This is a genomic window from Agrobacterium sp. LR_9, from assembly GCF_041954855.1.
GTDB lineage: Bacteria > Pseudomonadota > Alphaproteobacteria > Rhizobiales > Rhizobiaceae > Agrobacterium > Agrobacterium leguminum.
Map to the genome: position 1 here is coordinate 164,659 of NZ_JAVAYA010000001.1, position 14,901 is coordinate 179,559.

The window sequence follows — 14,901 nt, forward strand, 5'->3', positions numbered from 1 at the left end:
GGCTTTTAGAGGGTTGGCTGGGTGGAACGCGGGCGCTGCAGCACCAGAAGGCTGAGGACGACACCCACGACACCGAAATTATAACCGGCGAGCGCCAGAAGCAGCGACATCAAGGGCACGGCCGTGGAAGAAAGTGCAATCGCCACGCCATAGGCACCGATAATCATCATGCAGATGAAAACGATGCTGAAAACCGAACGAAGCGCAACTGCGGTTACGCCGAGTGCTGTGGCGGTAAGAAAAATCATGATGCCGCCTCCTCTTTGGTTATCGGGCCTGGGGCAAGACGTAACGCCGTTTTCCCTAACGAACCCTTGTTTCCTCCTCCAATCCCCATTTTCCTAACTCGTTAGTTGAGGATATGGTTTCATCGCCGTTAAAATGAGGCTGGCCGGCGCCGGCATTTCCGAATCGACGGGTTTTGGTTACAAACGGGCATGAGCGATATCTTCTCCCACGCAGCATTGAGCAATCTTGCCGAGTTCTCGGTCTCCGAACTGTCGGGTTCCATCAAGCGCACGGTGGAGACGGCTTTCGAGCAGGTGCGGGTGCGCGGCGAGATTTCCGGCTATCGCGGTCCGCATTCTTCAGGACATGCCTATTTCTCGTTGAAGGACGACCGCGCCCGTATCGATGCGGTGATCTGGAAAGGCACCTTCTCGCGGCTGAAGTTCCGCCCGGAAGAGGGCATGGAAGTCATTGCCACCGGCAAGGTCACAACTTTTCCCGGCTCGTCGAAATACCAGATCGTCATAGAAAGCCTCGAGCCTGCCGGCGCCGGCGCGCTGATGGCGCTCTTGGAAGATCGCCGCCGGCGTCTGGCGGCGGAAGGGCTGTTCGATGCGGCCCGCAAGCGCCGGCTGCCCTTCATGCCGCATGTCATCGGCGTCGTTACCTCGCCCACGGGCGCTGTCATTCGCGATATTCTTCACCGCATTTCGGATCGATTTCCTGTCCATGTGGTCGTCTGGCCGGTCAAGGTGCAGGGCGAAGGTTCGGGCGAAGAAGTGGCGAACGCCATTCGCGGTTTCAATGCGCTTCAGCCCGGCGGTGAGATTGCGCGGCCGGATGTGCTGATTGTCGCGCGTGGCGGCGGCAGTCTGGAGGACCTCTGGAGCTTCAACGACGAAATCGTCGTACGCGCCGCTGCCGAAAGCGAAATCCCGCTGATTTCCGCCGTCGGGCATGAAACCGATACGACCTTGATCGACTACGCTGCCGATGTGCGTGCGCCGACCCCGACGGGGGCCGCCGAAATGGCCGTGCCGGTGCGGGCTGAACTGGAAGCGCAGCTTTCCGGTCTTGCCGCCCGTCTTTCAGGCTCTGTATCGCGGCAGATGGACAATCGCCGTCAGGGCGTGCGGGCGCTGGTGCGCGCGTTGCCGTCGCTCGATCAGCTTCTGGCCCTGCCGCGCCGCAGGTTCGACGAGGCCGCGAGCGGTCTCGGGCGTGGACTGGAATTGACAACCCTGAACAAGCGCCGCGCTTTTGAGCGGTCCGCTTCGGGTCTCAGGCCGGAAACCCTGCTGAACGGTCTCAAACAGCACAGGCAACGGTTTACCGAGCGCATGCACCGGGCTGAGACCCTGGTGGAGCGCCGTCTGCTGCAGGGTAAAGGCCGCGTCGATGCCTTCGATTCCGCGCTGCGTTCGCTTCCCGCCCGGCTGCTCGGCCAGGTGGAGCGGCAGAAGGAGCGGGTCGTCACCGGCGCGCGCCGGGCCGATACAGCGGTATTGCACCGCATGGCACAGAACCGTGCGGGCCTTGCCGCCCATGACCGCATCCTGCAATCGCTCTCTTATAAAAACGTGCTGAAACGCGGTTATGCCGTGATCCGCGATGAGGAGAACAGGCCGCTGACCCGCGCTGCCGCTATCGCTTCAGGTGCTGTGGTCTCGATGGAATTTGCCGATGGCCGCGTCTCGGCCATCACGACGGGGGAGGGCGCGCCATCCCCCGATAACCCAATAGTGCCAAAAAAGAAGCCGGCCAAACCGGCTTCTTCCGATCCGGGCAATCAGGGCAGCCTGTTCTGATCAGATCGACGCCGCATCCGAAAAACGGCGGCTGACGGTGAAGGTCTTTTCGATATCGGGATGTAGTTCCATGCCAAGGCCGGCGCCCGGCGGCACGGTGATCATGCCGTTCTTCACCTCAGGCAATGCGGTGACGAGATCGCGATACCAGGTCTTGTAGAAGGCGCGCACGCTCTCCTGCACCAGCGCGTTCGGCGCGTTGAGCGACAGATGGGTGGAGGCGCAGAGCACCACCGGCCCGGTGCAATCATGCGGGGCGACGGGCAGATGCCAGGCTTCCGCCATAGAAGCGATCTTGCGCGCCTCCGAAAGCCCGCCGCACCAGCTGATGTCCAGCATCACCACACCGGCAGCACCTGTCTCCAGCAGATCGCGGAAGGCCCAGCGGGAGCCGAGCGTCTCCGAGGCGGAAATCGGCGCGGGTGAAACGGCGGCATAACGCGTCAGGCTGGAAAGACTGTCCATCTTGATCGGGTCTTCATGCCAGAAGGTTTGGTAGGGGGTGAGTGCCTTGGCGATCTGCATGGCGGGCAGAAGCTGCCACATGGAGTGAAACTCCACCATGATATCCATCTTGTCACCCACTGCCTTGCGGATTTTTTCAAATGGCTCGAGCGCGCTTTTCAGGTCCGGCATCGAGACATATTGCCCGCGCGTCTTTTCCGCCGCCGCATCGAAGGGCCAGATCTTCATGGCGGTGATGCCGTCTTCCAGCAGCGAATGGGCAAGCTCGTCTGCCCGGTGCAGGAAGCCGTTCAGGTCGTCATAATCCTTGCCGCCGGAAAGGCCATAATTGGCGGTCTGCTGCCCGGTCGCCTTCTTGATATATTCGGTGCCCGCGCAGGTGTTGTAGGTGCGGATTTCCTTACGGCTGAAACCGCCGAGTAGCTGGGCGATGGGCTGGTTTGTCGCCTTGCCGAAAATGTCCCACAGCGCAATATCGAAGGCGGAGTTGCCGCGCACTTCCGCGCCCGATGAACGGAAGCCGAGATAACCGACGAGGTCCTGCGCCAGAAGGTCGATCTGCAGCGGGTCGCGGCCGATCACGCGGGGGGCGATATATTCGTGAACATAGGTCTCCACCGTCTCGGCGCCATAAAAGGTTTCGCCAAGCCCGGTAATGCCCTCATCGGTGTGGACCAGAACCCAGAGCAGGTTTGCCCGTTCCGCCACACGAACGGTCTCGAGTTTCGTGATTTTCATGAAAGTGTCTCCTCCAGAGATTTTCGTCTGGGATTTCGTTGAAAAAAATCAGGCTATGCCGGCGGCCAGAAGCGCATGCACGCTTTCATCGAAATGACGCGCCATCAGCGTTGAGGCCGTTTGCGGGTCACCGGCGGCAATGGCCTGCCCGATGGCGATATGAAGTTCCCCGGCTGCATGACGCTGCGCGTCGGATGTTCGGCTCTTCCATCCGATCGGCCATGTCTGGCGCGTCACGTTTTGAAAGGCGCCGAGAATGAGTTCGAAAACCGGGTTCTTCGAGGCTCGGGCAACGGCGAGGTGAAAAGCAAGGTCGTGTTCCATGACCTTGTCATTGTCACCGAAATCCCGCTCCATATTGTTGGCATGGTCGAGAATGGTGAGCGCTTCCGCATCCGTTCGCCTCAGTGCCGCGAGCGTCACGGTTCTGACTTCGATCGTGCGGCGCACGTCGTAAATCTGCTGGATGTTGATCTGTTCGGTGTGAATGCCATGTTCGAACATCAATGACATTGCACCGTGATCCAGCGTCGCCACCGTCGCGCGCTTGCCGGCACTCACGTCGATCAACCGCATGGCCGAGAGGGACCGGAAAGCCTCGCGAACGACGGTGCGGGAGACACCTAGCTGCTGCGAGAGCGAAAGCTCGCTGGGGAGCTTTGCTCCCGGTGCAAGTTCGTTTTCGCGGATATGGCGGGTGATAGCGCCGATCGTGCTGCTGACGAGACCGGATTCATGCGAAATGGCAGTTAACATTTTTCCTCCAACCTGTAGTACAGGTTTATGGAAAATTGCTTACAAGATTTTTTGGAGCGAAACAAGCGCCATCACGGAGCCATTGTGTGTTTGTTGGGCCGAAAAGCCTATTCTTCGAAATCCCGCAAAAACCGTTTCAGCAGCCGGTTCAGCGTCACGCGCTCTTCTTCGCTGAGACCGGCGACCAGGCGGTGCTGGTTTTCGACGTGAGCGCCTGCCGCTTCCTCGACAATGGCAAACCCCCGCTCCGTCAACGATATCAGGACGCTGCGCCGGTCGTTTGGGTTATGGATACGCTCCACCAGCCCGGCTTTCTCGAGCTGGTCGATCCGGTTGGTCATGGTGCCGGAACTCACCATCGTCATGGCCAAAAGATCGCCGGGGGAGAGCCTGTAGGGCGAGCCGGAGCGCCGCAATGTCGCCAGCACATCGAAAGCGGAAGAGGAAAGCCCGTGCTTCAGCAGCACCGCCTCCACCTCCCGGCCGAGATGGGTGGCGAGCCGGTTCAGGCGCCCTAGCAGCCCCATGGGACCGACATCGAGATCGGGCCGCTCCCTGCGCCATTGCGCCAGAATGTGATCGACATGGTCCAACGGTTCTTTGCTCATCACCAAGGCATAACAATTGATGTCTTGACGTCAAGATAAAATCGGCTAGATTGCATTTATCTTGATATAGAGATTCTTGAAATGAAGAAAAATCCGACTTATGCCGCCGATGTGCTGGTGACCGCCCTTGCCCCCGCCATCTGGGGAACAACCTATTTCGTGACGACCGAATTTTTGCCGCACGGCTATCCCTTTCATGTCGCGATGCTGCGCGCATTGCCGGCCGGCGTGCTTTTGCTGCTTTCCGTGAGAAAGCTGCCGCACGGTATCTGGTGGCCGCGCAGCTTCATTCTCGGGGCGCTGAATTTCTCGTTCTTCTGGGCGATGCTTTTTGTGTCGGCCTATCGGCTGCCGGGCGGCGTGGCGGCAACGGTGGGTGCGGTCCAGCCCCTGATCGTGATTGGCCTTTCCCGGCTGTTTCTCGCCGCACCCGTCCGGCCGCTTGCCATCGCGGCCGGTTTTCTGGGCATTGTCGGCGTCGCGCTTCTGGTTCTGGCGCCGGGCGCTGCGCTGGATGGTATCGGTGTGGCGGCAGGTCTTGCCGGTGCCGTCTCCATGGCTTTCGGAACGGTGTTGACCCGCAAATGGCGGCCGCCGGTGTCGAACCTCACATTCACCGCCTGGCAATTGACGGCGGGCGGCCTTCTGTTGCTGCCGGTCGCCTATTTCCTGGAGCCGGCCCTGCCGACGCCGACAGCGGCCAATATTCTTGGCATGGCCTATCTGGGACTTGTCGGTGCTGCCCTGACCTATTTTCTGTGGTTTCGCGGGCTTGCCCGCATCGAACCTTCCGCCGCCGCATCGCTCGGCTTCCTAAGCCCGGTCGTTGCAACCCTGCTCGGCTGGCTGGCGCTCGGCCAAAGCCTCACGCCAGCGCAGATCGTCGGTTTCGTTGCGGTGCTTTTCAGCATCTGGCTCAGTCAGCGCAGCCAGTTGCCGAGATAGGTGTCGTCAGGCCCATTCGCCCTTGCGCATCACCGGAACCGTGGAGCCGTCCGGCTTCACACCGTCAATATCCACCTTGTCGGAGCCGATCATCCAGTCAATGTGGATCAGGCTTGAGTTGCCGCCCTGCGCCTTGATTTCATCCTGCGACAGCGAAGCACCGTCGAGGAAGCATTTCGAATAGCATTGGCCGAGCGCAATGTGGCAGGAGGCGTTTTCATCGAACAGCGTATTGTAGAACAGGATGCCGCTTGCAGAGATCGGCGAGGAATGCGGCACCAGCGCCACTTCGCCGAGACGCCGCGCGCCCTCGTCGGTGTCGAGCACCTTGTTCAGCACCGCTTCGCCCTTCGAAGCCTTGGCTTCGACGATGCGGCCGGCTTCGAACTTCACCTGGATGTCGTCAATCAGCGTTCCTTGATGCGATAGCGGCTTGGTGCTGGAGACGTAACCGTCGACACGCAGCGCATGCGGGGTGGTGAAGACCTCTTCCGTTGGGATATTCGGGTTGCAGGTCACGCCATTCTTGGCGGTGGAGGCGCCGCCATGCCATTCATGGCCGTCGGCGAGACCGATCTTCACATCCGTGCCGGGGCCGGTGAAATGCAGCGCAGAGAAGCGCTCACCGTTCAGCCATGCCGAACGTTTGGCGAGATTGGCATTGTGCTCGGCCCAGGCCGCGACCGGATCGGTCAGATCCACCCGCGACGCGGCGAAGATGGCGTCCGCGAGCTTGCGGACCGCTTCGTCTTCCGCGAGACCGGGGAAAACCTGCTTTGCCCAGGAGGGGTTCGGATAGGAGATGATGTTCCAGTTGATGTCGAAATTGGAAATCTTCTCCAGCGCCGGCTTGTAGGCCGTGGAGTTGGCCTTGTTGGCGCGGGCTACCTTGGCGGGGTCCTGTTCGGCCAGCAGCATGGGATTGTCGCCGGCAATCGCCAGCCGCGCCGCGCCATTGGCATAGGCCTTCGCCATGCCTTCATAAAGCCAGCCGGAAGCCCGGTCGAAATTGGCGTCGCTGGCGTGGCGATAGCGGGCAAGCGTGGTTTCTTCGTCGGAATAGAAAGTGGTGACCAGTCCGCCACCCGCCATATAGGCGTGTTTGGTCAAAAATCGCACCAGCGGCAGGGCTGCCAGCGGTGCGGTAATCACCAGATCCTGATCCTTCTGCAATTGCAGGCCGACCTTGACGGCGACTTCGGCCAGTTTTTCGAGTTTGACGGGATCGATGGGGGAAACGGTCATGATCTGCCTTCGTCTATTTCAATAGGAGGCGCCGACCATAGCCCATTCCTTCCGAAAGCCAAATGCTTTCAGGCGCGCATCCCGCGCTTCAATCGGCGACCAGCGGCGCGGCAATCGCCTTCAGTGCGCTTTGGGCATCGCGGGGCGAAAGCCTAACCTGCAGGCCGCGTTGTCCGCCATTCATGTAGACATAATCATGCGCCATGGCCCCGGCCTCAATGGCCGTTGGCACCTGTTTCTTCTGCCCGAAAGGGCTGATGCCACCGACATGATAACCGGTGGCGCGCTCCGCATCGGCAGGCCTCATCATGCTTGCGGATTTGCCACCGAAGGCGGCGGCCAGCTTCTTCATGCTGACCTCGCGATCCGAAGGGACGACGACGCAGACCGGCTTGCCATCCAGCTCCGCCATCAGCGTTTTCAGCACCAGATGCGGTGGTTCACCGATCGCCTCGGCCGCCTGCAGGCCGATGCGGTCGGCATTCGGGTCGTAATCATAGGTGACGGTGGTGAAGGCAACGCCGGCCTTGGTCAGCATTTGGGTGGCACGGGTTGTTTTGGACATGGCGGGCTGCGTTCACGCAAAAAGGGTCTGATAGGTTTCAGGCTTGAAACCGACGGTTATCCTGCCCTTCGCTTCCAGCACGGGACGCTTGATCATGGAGGGCTGTTCCAGCATCAGCCCGATGGCCTTCTCACGGGTGAGATCGGCCTTCTGGCCGTCGTTGAGTTTTTTGAAGGTCGTGCCGGCGCGGTTGAGAACCGTTTCCCAGCCCGCGGCATCGCACCATGTTTCCAGATGAGCACGGTCGATGCCGGCCGCCTTATAGTCATGGAAAGAATAGTCGACACCGTTTGCTTCCAGCCAGCTTCTGGCCTTCTTCATCGTGTCACAGTTCTTGATGCCGTAAATCGTGACCGTCATGCCTTCTGCCTCTTCGTCTCTAAAAGCACTTCCGGCATAACAAAATATCCGTCTTATTCAACCCGCCTCCTGAAGTGCCCTGCGCATATACCCGGTCGCGGTGCCTAAGCCATGCAAAATCGCAATGGCTGATATCCAAACGAGCGCGAGCAAAGCTGCATGGCTTCCCTGCTGCATCATGAGTTGTAGAATGGGCCGGAAATGCCCATTATCTGGGCATCAAAGATGGAGAGAAAAATGCGTCAGGTTGCAAAGACATCGCGTAACTTCTTCGGTGAAACTTTCGCCGTTCTCGGTGCAGCGCTCTCGGTTTCGGCCGCTGTTCGCGCACATCGCAAGCCCGCCCGCGCCGATCTCGAAGCCCTCGGCATCGACGGCAAGGCTTTCGACAAGGTACAGCTCTAAGCTGGTCATTATCCGTTGCGAGGCGATAGCGCCTCGCTTGCGCTCAGGATCGATAACCGGATCGGTTTTCGGCTGGCGCGGCGGGTGTGCAACTGGCGCGAAAAGCGTCGGATTCGCACAAGAAGGTTCCGCATAGTTCCCAATGGAGAATGCGGAAAAATTGTCGGCATGGGAGTGGTGCGCCGCTTCAGGTGCATGTTATCGCACCGATGCCCTTTGTGTCGGCCGTTTCGAAGGTCCGATCACTTTTTCCGGCAAATGGAGCTGGCTTTCAGGCCGTTCATAACGCTCCGCTTTCGGCGAGAGTGCGAAGCGCCCGAGCAGTTCATGCCGTGTTTCGCCATTGTGGCTGAAAACGAGTTCGAAGCTCCCCGCAAGCCAGCTATAGGGTTTGTCAGCCGGCATCAACTCAATTTTCCCGCAGCCGTAGATAACGGTGAGATGTGGCGTAAACGACGATGCGGCAACATAGGGCAGGTTTGCCCGCCGCAGGGCGCGCTGCACCATTTTCGCCAGAGCCCTAAGTTCCTGCATCTCGCGGCTGCTGTGTAGCGCCAGACTGTTGCGATTGCCGAAAAGCGATGTTCCATCGAATGTGATCGGAACGGGCCGAGCCTTGATCTCCCCCAGCGCTGCCTTCAGCCTTTCTACTAGCCCGTGAGGCACGGTCTCGAAACCTCCGATACAGAGCAGGGTTATGTGCAGAAGCTCCGGCGGATAGGCCTCACGCTTCGTCCGCCCTGCGGCATGGCGCGCCGCATCGGCAAAAATTCGTTCCGCCAGGGCGGCCGGCGGTTTCACCGTGATCAAGAGCTTGCTGCTAAATCGCGGATTGAAACGCCGTATTTTCTCCGGCTCCCATCCTTCGAAGAAAAGCTGCCTTAAACCTCCTTCATTTGCCAACCCAAAACCCATAGCGATGCTCCACGGCCTTTGCCTGGGCCGGGATATTATCACCAGCGGCAATAATTAAAAGAACAAAAAGAGAACAAAAGCCTTGGGTGCTTACCCGATGCCGGGAAATAGCCGGGAGCGCCTTTTCGCAGCCGCAGGTTAAAACCGCCTGATATTGACATTCTACCTACTAATTGGTAGGCAGCTCTCATGAAAAATCCACAGACCAAAGCCGATGAAATCCTCCGTTGCGCACGCTCCCTGATCATAAAGGGCGGCTACAACAGTTTCAGCTATGCCGACGTTTCCGCCGTGGTCGGCATTCGCAATGCGAGCATTCACCATCACTTTCCCAGCAAGTCCGATCTGGTCCAAAAACTCGTTGCGCAATACAGGCAGGAGGCGGAAGCGGGTATCGCCGAACTGGAGCAAAACATTTCCGACCCGCTCGAACAGCTCCGCGCCTATATCGGCTATTGGGAGGGCTGTATCGCCGAGGCCACTCACCCCTTCTGCGTCTGCGCTCTGCTCGCCAGTGAAATTCCGGTTCTTCCTGAAACAGTCGCTCTTGAAGTGCGCACGCATTTTCGAAGTCTCTCCGACTGGCTCACCGCCGTTCTGGAACGTGGCGTTGCCCAGGGGCGCCTCGCGCTGAACGGAACCGCCAGAGCCAATGCTGAAATCTTCATGGCTACCGTGCATGGCGCGATGCTTTCCGCCCGTGCCCATGGTGATGCGACGACTTTTGGCGCAATAACCCGCCCCATGCTGGAGCGCATGGCCGCTTGAAACTGCAGTTTCGCGAGGGAGCTCGATGCATGACCCGAGCGGCACGCCACCGAAAAAATAGACCGTAGTAAGCTGGCAGATTTGTCGATGACGGACTGCTTCCCGGACCACCACGTCCTTTTGGACGAGAAAGGCAATCTCTCATGTTCGGAATTTCTCCGCTCGGCTGGATCCATACGCTTGGAAGCCTGCCGGCCATTCCCGCCGCCATTTACATGTTTGCCCGCCACGGCCGAATCGTTCCCCGATCAGCGCCAGGCACTCTTTATCTTGTCTCCATGCTCATTGGCGCTGCGACGGTCTTCCTCGTGGCGCATCAGCCGATCAGTTACGGCGTTGGCGTCCTGACCATCCTGTTCCTGCTCGCAGGTTACGGCATCGAAGGCGTTCTGGGTTCAACGCGCATGGCCAGATATATCGAAACCATCTGTCTCAGCATCAGTGCGTTTCTTTTGATGGTCCCGACGGTGAGCGAAATCCTGCGTCGTGTTCCAGACGGTCACCCTCTGGTTACGGACCTGAAATCGCCGCTGCTTCTCGGCGCTCAGGCAGGGTTGCTGGCGATCCTCGTGGTTGGCCTGACCGCCCAGATCATCTATCTCGCACGGCAAAACAGAAACGCCGCGAACTAGTCGCGGCGCCATCTTTATAGGACCTGTCGAGTATAGTCCTTATTCCCACTCGATCGTGCCGGGCGGCTTGCTCGTCACGTCATAGACGACGCGATTGATGCCGCGCACTTCGTTGATGATGCGGGTTGCTGCGCGGCCAAGGAAATTCATGTCGTAGGGATAGAAATCCGCCGTCATGCCATCCACCGAGGTCACGGCGCGAAGCGCGCAGACGAAGTCATAGGTACGGTAATCGCCCATGACGCCCACGGTCTGCACCGGCAGCAGCACGGCGAAAGCCTGCCAGATGGTGTCGTAGAGACCGGCTTTGCGGATTTCATCAAGATAGATCGCATCCGCCTTGCGCAGAATATCGAGCTTCTCGCGTGTGATCGCGCCGGGGCAGCGGATTGCGAGACCCGGACCCGGGAAGGGGTGGCGGCCGATGAAGCTGTCCGGCAGGCCGAGTTCACGGCCGAGCGCGCGCACTTCATCCTTGAAGAGTTCGCGCAGCGGCTCGACAAGCTGCATGTTCATCCGCTCGGGAAGGCCGCCGACATTGTGGTGACTCTTGATGGTGACCGAGGGGCCGCCGGAGAAGGAGACGCTTTCGATGACGTCAGGGTAAAGGGTGCCCTGCGCCAGGAAATTCGGTGCGCCCTTGCCATCGGCAGCAATCTTGGCCGCTTCGGCCTCGAAGACCTCAATGAACAGGCGGCCGATGGTCTTGCGCTTCACTTCCGGATCGGAAACGCCCGACAGTTCGCCGAGGAACAGGTCGGCGGCATCCACATGCACCAGCGGAATATTGTAATGGTCGCGGAACATGCCGACGACCTGCTCGCTTTCGCCAAGCCGCATCAGGCCATGATCGACGTAAACGCAGGTGAGCTGGTCGCCGATCGCCTCATGGATGAGGATGGCCGCAACCGAGGAGTCGACGCCGCCGGAAAGCGCGCAGAGCACGCGGCCGGTGCCGACCTGTTCGCGGATCTTGCGGATCATTTCGGCGCGATAGGCCGCCATCGTCCAGTCGGATTTGAGCCCGACGATCTTGTGCACGAAGTTGGAGAGCAGCTTGCCGCCGTCCGGCGTATGCACCACTTCCGGGTGGAACATGGTGGTGTAATAGTGGCGCGTCTCGTCCGCGGCGATGGCGAAAGGTGCGTTCTCAGAGGTCGCGATGACCTCGAAACCTTCCGGCAGCTTCGTCACGCGGTCGCCATGGCTCATCCAGACGGGATAGCTCTTGCCCTGCTCCCAGAAGCCTTCGAAAAGCGGGCTCGCCTTCTTGATGTCGATATCGGCGCGGCCGAATTCCGCCGCATGGCCACCTTCGACCACACCGCCGAGCTGCGTGCAGAGCGTTTGCTGGCCGTAGCAGATGCCGAGGATCGGAACCTTGCTGTCGAACACCGCCTGCGGTGCGCGCGGGCTTCCTTCCGCCGTGACAGATGCGGGGCCGCCGGAGAAGATCACGCCCTTGGGCTGAAGCTTCTCGAACGCCTCTGCGGCATTCTGAAACGGATGGATTTCGCAATAGACCCCGGCTTCGCGGATGCGGCGCGCAATCAGCTGCGTCACCTGGCTGCCGAAATCGATGATGAGAATGCTGTCGGGATGGGCTATCTGGGTCATGGCGAGCCTTTAAAGAAAATGGCGGCTTTAGGCAACCCGGAAGCGGGCGTCAAACAGCGGAAATTTACGAAAATCGCAAGGTTCTAAAGGGCAATCACGCTGTCCTCGATGGCGCGGCAAAGCCGGTGGACGGCATCCGCCAGCTTTTCATCGATGATGTGCAGGTACTCCGTCCAGTCGTCCACATGGTTCACATCCACCTTGCCATCGGAAATGCCGCGCAGACTGACGAGCGGTACGCCGAAGCGCTGGCAGGCTCTTAAAACCGCAAAGGTTTCCATTTCCACCATATCGGCGTCGATCAGCCCATAGGCCTCACCCGAAACGACATTGGCGCCCGTGGAAAGCCGCGCCTCGGCAATTTCAGGTATTCGAAAAGGCAAGGCCACTTCGGCGGGCAGATCGAGCAGCGGCGTGCAGCCCTTTTCGAAACCGAAGGCGGAGGCGTCCATGTCGCGATAGGAAACCGAAATCGCTTGATAGATGCCAGTTTGCTCCAGCGTCCGCGAACCGGCCGAACCGAGCGAAACGACGAGGTCCGGCAGGTGATCGGCCGCATCGAGACCGGCAAGAACGGCCGTGACCGCAATCGCCGCCTCGACCGGGCCGATACCGGTCATCAGCGGCGCAATGCGTGCCTGAAGATGGGGACCGTATTCGGGGGAAGCGGCCATGACAAAGAGGACGGATTTATCCGCAACATGCAAAAGCCGGTAGCTCATCCGGTAATATCCTCGCGACCCTTTACCACCATCATCGTGCCCGTCATGGAGGCGATCAGCTTCGCCGGTCCGTCGGACAGCGCATAGGCGCGGCCATCGGCGACGATCAGGTTGTTCCCTGGCTTGATGATCTCGCCGCGAAACAGGAACCGCTCGCCGCGTCCCGGCGACATGAGGTTGACCTTGAACTCGATGGTCAGCAGCGAGGCTTCCGGCTCGATGATCGTATAAGCGGCATAGGTGCAGGCCGTATCCAGACCGGCGGCGATGACGCCCGCATGCAATATGCCGTGCTGCTGCGTCAGCTTTTCATGAAAAGGAAGCTCGATTTCCACCAGCCGGTGTTCGATACGGGTGATCTCGGCGTTAATCGCCAGCACCACGCCCTGCCGCGCAAAGCTTCTTTCTATCCGCTGACGAAAATCGCCGGGATCCGTGATCTCCATGGCCTACCTGCCTGCTTCTGCCTCATCGCAAACTGACATGGCGCGTGGCGGCAGGCAAGGCAAGGGCGGTGCGGGGATTTAGTTCAACATGCCGATGCTTGCATTCAGCACCGTGGCAAAGGCGACCCATACGGCATAGGGCACGAAAAGCCACATGGATATGCGGTCACGGCGGCAGGTGAGCGCCATAAAGGCGACGATACAGATCAGCATCGGAACGATGATGACGAGCGCACCTGCCGGGCTTTGCATTCCGAAAAAAATCGGAGACCACAGGAAGTTCAGCACCATCTGCGTGAACCACAGCCGCATGCGCGTTCCCATCGGCTTGCGGATCCATGTCCGTGCGCCGGCAATGCCGATCAGCACGTAAAGCGCGGTCCAGACGGGCCCGAAAATCCAGTTGGGCGGATTGAAGAAAGGCTTCTGCAGCGATTGATACCATTCGCCGGGCACATTGTTGACGCCGATCAGCGCCCCCACGGCAACAACAGCAACCACAAAAACGACATAGACGGCAAGGTTTCTCATGATCCGTCAAATGCGCCGGCCGTGCTTTTGTTCCCCTGTCTTTTCAGTATTTTAGCTGGACAGACGCACGATGTGCTGATCCCACGCCACGTCGCTGCGCCGGGTCTCGAAAAATCCGTCATAGGAAGAAACCGCAATGCCTCTCGCGGCGGGCGCGACGCCTGCCGCTTCCCGCACGGTCGTCTCTGAAACGACGCGCCCGGTTTTCGCATCCAGCGTCACGGCGGCGTTGCCGTTGGGCGATGTCAGGCCCACCAGCCCATCGCGCCGGTTGACGGCAATGGCCCCGACATAATTGGCAAGGCGCACCGTCGTTTCTTCCGGCAAATCGACGAAGGTGAGAGCTTCGCCCCTGGAGAAATGGCCGACAAGCGGCGGGAGATCGTTGCGCGGTCCCTCATATTGGCAGGCGAACCAGATACGCCCGTCATCGCCGAGATCGACATGGCGGGTGGAAAGCTGCCGCAGATGCGCCGGCATGGCTTGTTTCTGGATCACTTGCCCGGTCGCCGCATCCAGAAGCACGAGGGACGGCTGCATATTGTCGATATTGAGCTTGGTTCGGCCGAAATCCGGATGGGTTTCGATGCCGCCATTGGCGATCACGATCAGCCGCCCGTCATCGCTCACCGTCATGTCATGCGTGCCGATGCCATGCGCATCATATTCGCCGATGCGGGTAAAGCCGTTGCGGGCGTCATAGAGCCCGATAACGCCGCGATTGCCGTCGAAGTCGTTTTCGCTGGCATAGAGGATTGCGCCGTCAGGGGAGAATTGCCCGTGGCCGTAGAAGTGGCGGTTTTCCGGCGTGTGCATCACGATCGGTTCGCCGCGTCGCGCGGGGTCGAAGGCCATGAAAAAGGTGCCGGGCCGGCGCGCAAACGCCACGGTCATGCCGGTTGCATGGCTCGTCGCCATTCCATGGGCGCGGGCAGGAAGCGCGACGCGGTCGATGATCTCGCCGCGTTCGCTTACCGTCGCAATGCCGTAGGACCCGTCACGGGCGCGGAAGGCGGAGGCAAAGACCGCGTCCGTCCGCTCCAGCGCATAAAGTGAACGGGGAGCCAGCGCGGCGAGGAAGGGAACTCCCGCCGCTTTGATGAAGCTGCGGCGATCTATCAGCATCCGTTTGGTGCCGGAGATCATC

Annotated in this window: 18 protein-coding genes; 5 read left to right on the top strand and 13 right to left on the bottom strand. The window is 59.9% G+C overall.

Annotated features, from left to right (window positions below):
- Positions 1–5: 5 nt before the first annotated feature.
- The gene (locus tag RAC79_RS00825) at positions 6–248 is read right to left on the bottom strand and encodes a hypothetical protein (RefSeq protein WP_078051379.1); all 243 of its coding nucleotides are present in this window, start codon (positions 246–248) and stop codon (positions 6–8) included.
- Between the two features lie 189 nt (positions 249–437).
- Between RAC79_RS00825 and xseA the strand changes: the two genes are divergently transcribed.
- Positions 438–2,036 carry an exodeoxyribonuclease VII large subunit gene (xseA, locus tag RAC79_RS00830; protein WP_142844121.1) on the top strand — a complete coding sequence of 533 codons (1,599 nt, stop codon included), beginning with the start codon at positions 438–440 and terminating at the stop codon, positions 2,034–2,036.
- Here xseA and RAC79_RS00835 read toward each other — a convergent pair whose 3' ends face one another.
- The 3 genes from RAC79_RS00835 to RAC79_RS00845 all read right to left on the bottom strand — a co-directional run bounded on the left by RAC79_RS00835 (position 2,037) and on the right by RAC79_RS00845 (position 4,603).
- Positions 2,037–3,239, bottom strand: a complete 1,203-nt coding sequence (locus tag RAC79_RS00835; protein ID WP_174038738.1) for a mandelate racemase/muconate lactonizing enzyme family protein — start codon at positions 3,237–3,239, stop codon at positions 2,037–2,039. It lies immediately after the preceding gene.
- Positions 3,240–3,287: 48 nt separating this feature from the next.
- Positions 3,288–3,995 (bottom strand): FadR/GntR family transcriptional regulator, encoded by a 708-nt coding sequence (locus RAC79_RS00840; RefSeq protein WP_078051376.1) that lies wholly within the window; start codon positions 3,993–3,995, stop codon positions 3,288–3,290.
- Between the two features lie 107 nt (positions 3,996–4,102).
- Entirely contained in the window at positions 4,103–4,603 is a 501-nt protein-coding gene (locus RAC79_RS00845; protein ID WP_162936740.1) for a MarR family winged helix-turn-helix transcriptional regulator, read from the bottom strand.
- A gap of 81 nt (positions 4,604–4,684) precedes the next feature.
- Between RAC79_RS00845 and RAC79_RS00850 the strand changes: the two genes are divergently transcribed.
- Complete coding sequence (locus RAC79_RS00850; protein ID WP_174038739.1) at positions 4,685–5,548, top strand: EamA family transporter; 864 nt, start codon at positions 4,685–4,687, stop codon at positions 5,546–5,548.
- Between the two features lie 6 nt (positions 5,549–5,554).
- On the opposite strand, the gene RAC79_RS00855 is transcribed toward RAC79_RS00850, so the two are convergent.
- From RAC79_RS00855 to RAC79_RS00865, 3 genes are all read right to left on the bottom strand, one after another.
- A complete protein-coding gene (locus tag RAC79_RS00855) occupies positions 5,555–6,793 on the bottom strand; it encodes an aminopeptidase (RefSeq protein WP_125145164.1) in 1,239 nt (412 codons plus the stop codon).
- Between the two features lie 88 nt (positions 6,794–6,881).
- Positions 6,882–7,358: a Cys-tRNA(Pro) deacylase gene (ybaK, locus tag RAC79_RS00860; protein WP_125145165.1), complete on the bottom strand. Its 477-nt coding sequence runs from the start codon at positions 7,356–7,358 to the stop codon at positions 6,882–6,884.
- 12 nt (positions 7,359–7,370) lie between these two features.
- Positions 7,371–7,718, bottom strand: a complete 348-nt coding sequence (locus RAC79_RS00865) for an ArsC family reductase (RefSeq protein ID WP_125145166.1) — start codon at positions 7,716–7,718, stop codon at positions 7,371–7,373.
- Between the two features lie 237 nt (positions 7,719–7,955).
- On the opposite strand from RAC79_RS00865, the gene RAC79_RS00870 reads away from it, so the two are divergent.
- Complete coding sequence (locus RAC79_RS00870) at positions 7,956–8,123, top strand: hypothetical protein (protein WP_003503889.1); 168 nt, start codon at positions 7,956–7,958, stop codon at positions 8,121–8,123.
- Positions 8,124–8,321: 198 nt separating this feature from the next.
- On the opposite strand, the gene RAC79_RS00875 is transcribed toward RAC79_RS00870, so the two are convergent.
- Positions 8,322–9,038, bottom strand: coding sequence for a 2'-5' RNA ligase family protein (locus RAC79_RS00875; protein ID WP_080855833.1), 717 nt, complete (start codon positions 9,036–9,038; stop codon positions 8,322–8,324).
- Between the two features lie 189 nt (positions 9,039–9,227).
- Between RAC79_RS00875 and RAC79_RS00880 the strand changes: the two genes are divergently transcribed.
- Together RAC79_RS00880 and RAC79_RS00885 are read left to right on the top strand one after the other, a co-directional pair.
- Positions 9,228–9,806, top strand: a complete 579-nt coding sequence (locus tag RAC79_RS00880; protein ID WP_065654664.1) for a TetR/AcrR family transcriptional regulator — start codon at positions 9,228–9,230, stop codon at positions 9,804–9,806.
- Between the two features lie 143 nt (positions 9,807–9,949).
- Positions 9,950–10,438 carry a hypothetical protein gene (locus RAC79_RS00885; RefSeq protein WP_065654663.1) on the top strand — a complete coding sequence of 163 codons (489 nt, stop codon included), beginning with the start codon at positions 9,950–9,952 and terminating at the stop codon, positions 10,436–10,438.
- Between the two features lie 39 nt (positions 10,439–10,477).
- On the opposite strand, the gene guaA is transcribed toward RAC79_RS00885, so the two are convergent.
- The 5 genes from guaA to RAC79_RS00910 all read right to left on the bottom strand — a co-directional run bounded on the left by guaA (position 10,478) and on the right by RAC79_RS00910 (position 14,900).
- Positions 10,478–12,055 (bottom strand): glutamine-hydrolyzing GMP synthase, encoded by a 1,578-nt coding sequence (gene guaA, locus RAC79_RS00890; protein ID WP_020812399.1) that lies wholly within the window; start codon positions 12,053–12,055, stop codon positions 10,478–10,480.
- An 83-nt stretch (positions 12,056–12,138) separates the two neighbouring features.
- Positions 12,139–12,777: a 5'-methylthioadenosine/S-adenosylhomocysteine nucleosidase gene (locus RAC79_RS00895; protein ID WP_078051370.1), complete on the bottom strand. Its 639-nt coding sequence runs from the start codon at positions 12,775–12,777 to the stop codon at positions 12,139–12,141.
- Complete coding sequence (locus tag RAC79_RS00900) at positions 12,774–13,223, bottom strand: PaaI family thioesterase (RefSeq protein ID WP_142844110.1); 450 nt, start codon at positions 13,221–13,223, stop codon at positions 12,774–12,776. The genes RAC79_RS00895 and RAC79_RS00900 overlap by 4 nt, the downstream gene beginning before the upstream one ends.
- A 78-nt stretch (positions 13,224–13,301) precedes the next feature.
- Positions 13,302–13,754, bottom strand: coding sequence for a TspO/MBR family protein (locus RAC79_RS00905; protein WP_078051368.1), 453 nt, complete (start codon positions 13,752–13,754; stop codon positions 13,302–13,304).
- A gap of 51 nt (positions 13,755–13,805) precedes the next feature.
- The gene (locus RAC79_RS00910) at positions 13,806–14,900 is read right to left on the bottom strand and encodes a DUF1513 domain-containing protein (protein ID WP_174038740.1); all 1,095 of its coding nucleotides are present in this window, start codon (positions 14,898–14,900) and stop codon (positions 13,806–13,808) included.
- Between the last annotated feature and the right edge of the window lies 1 nt (position 14,901).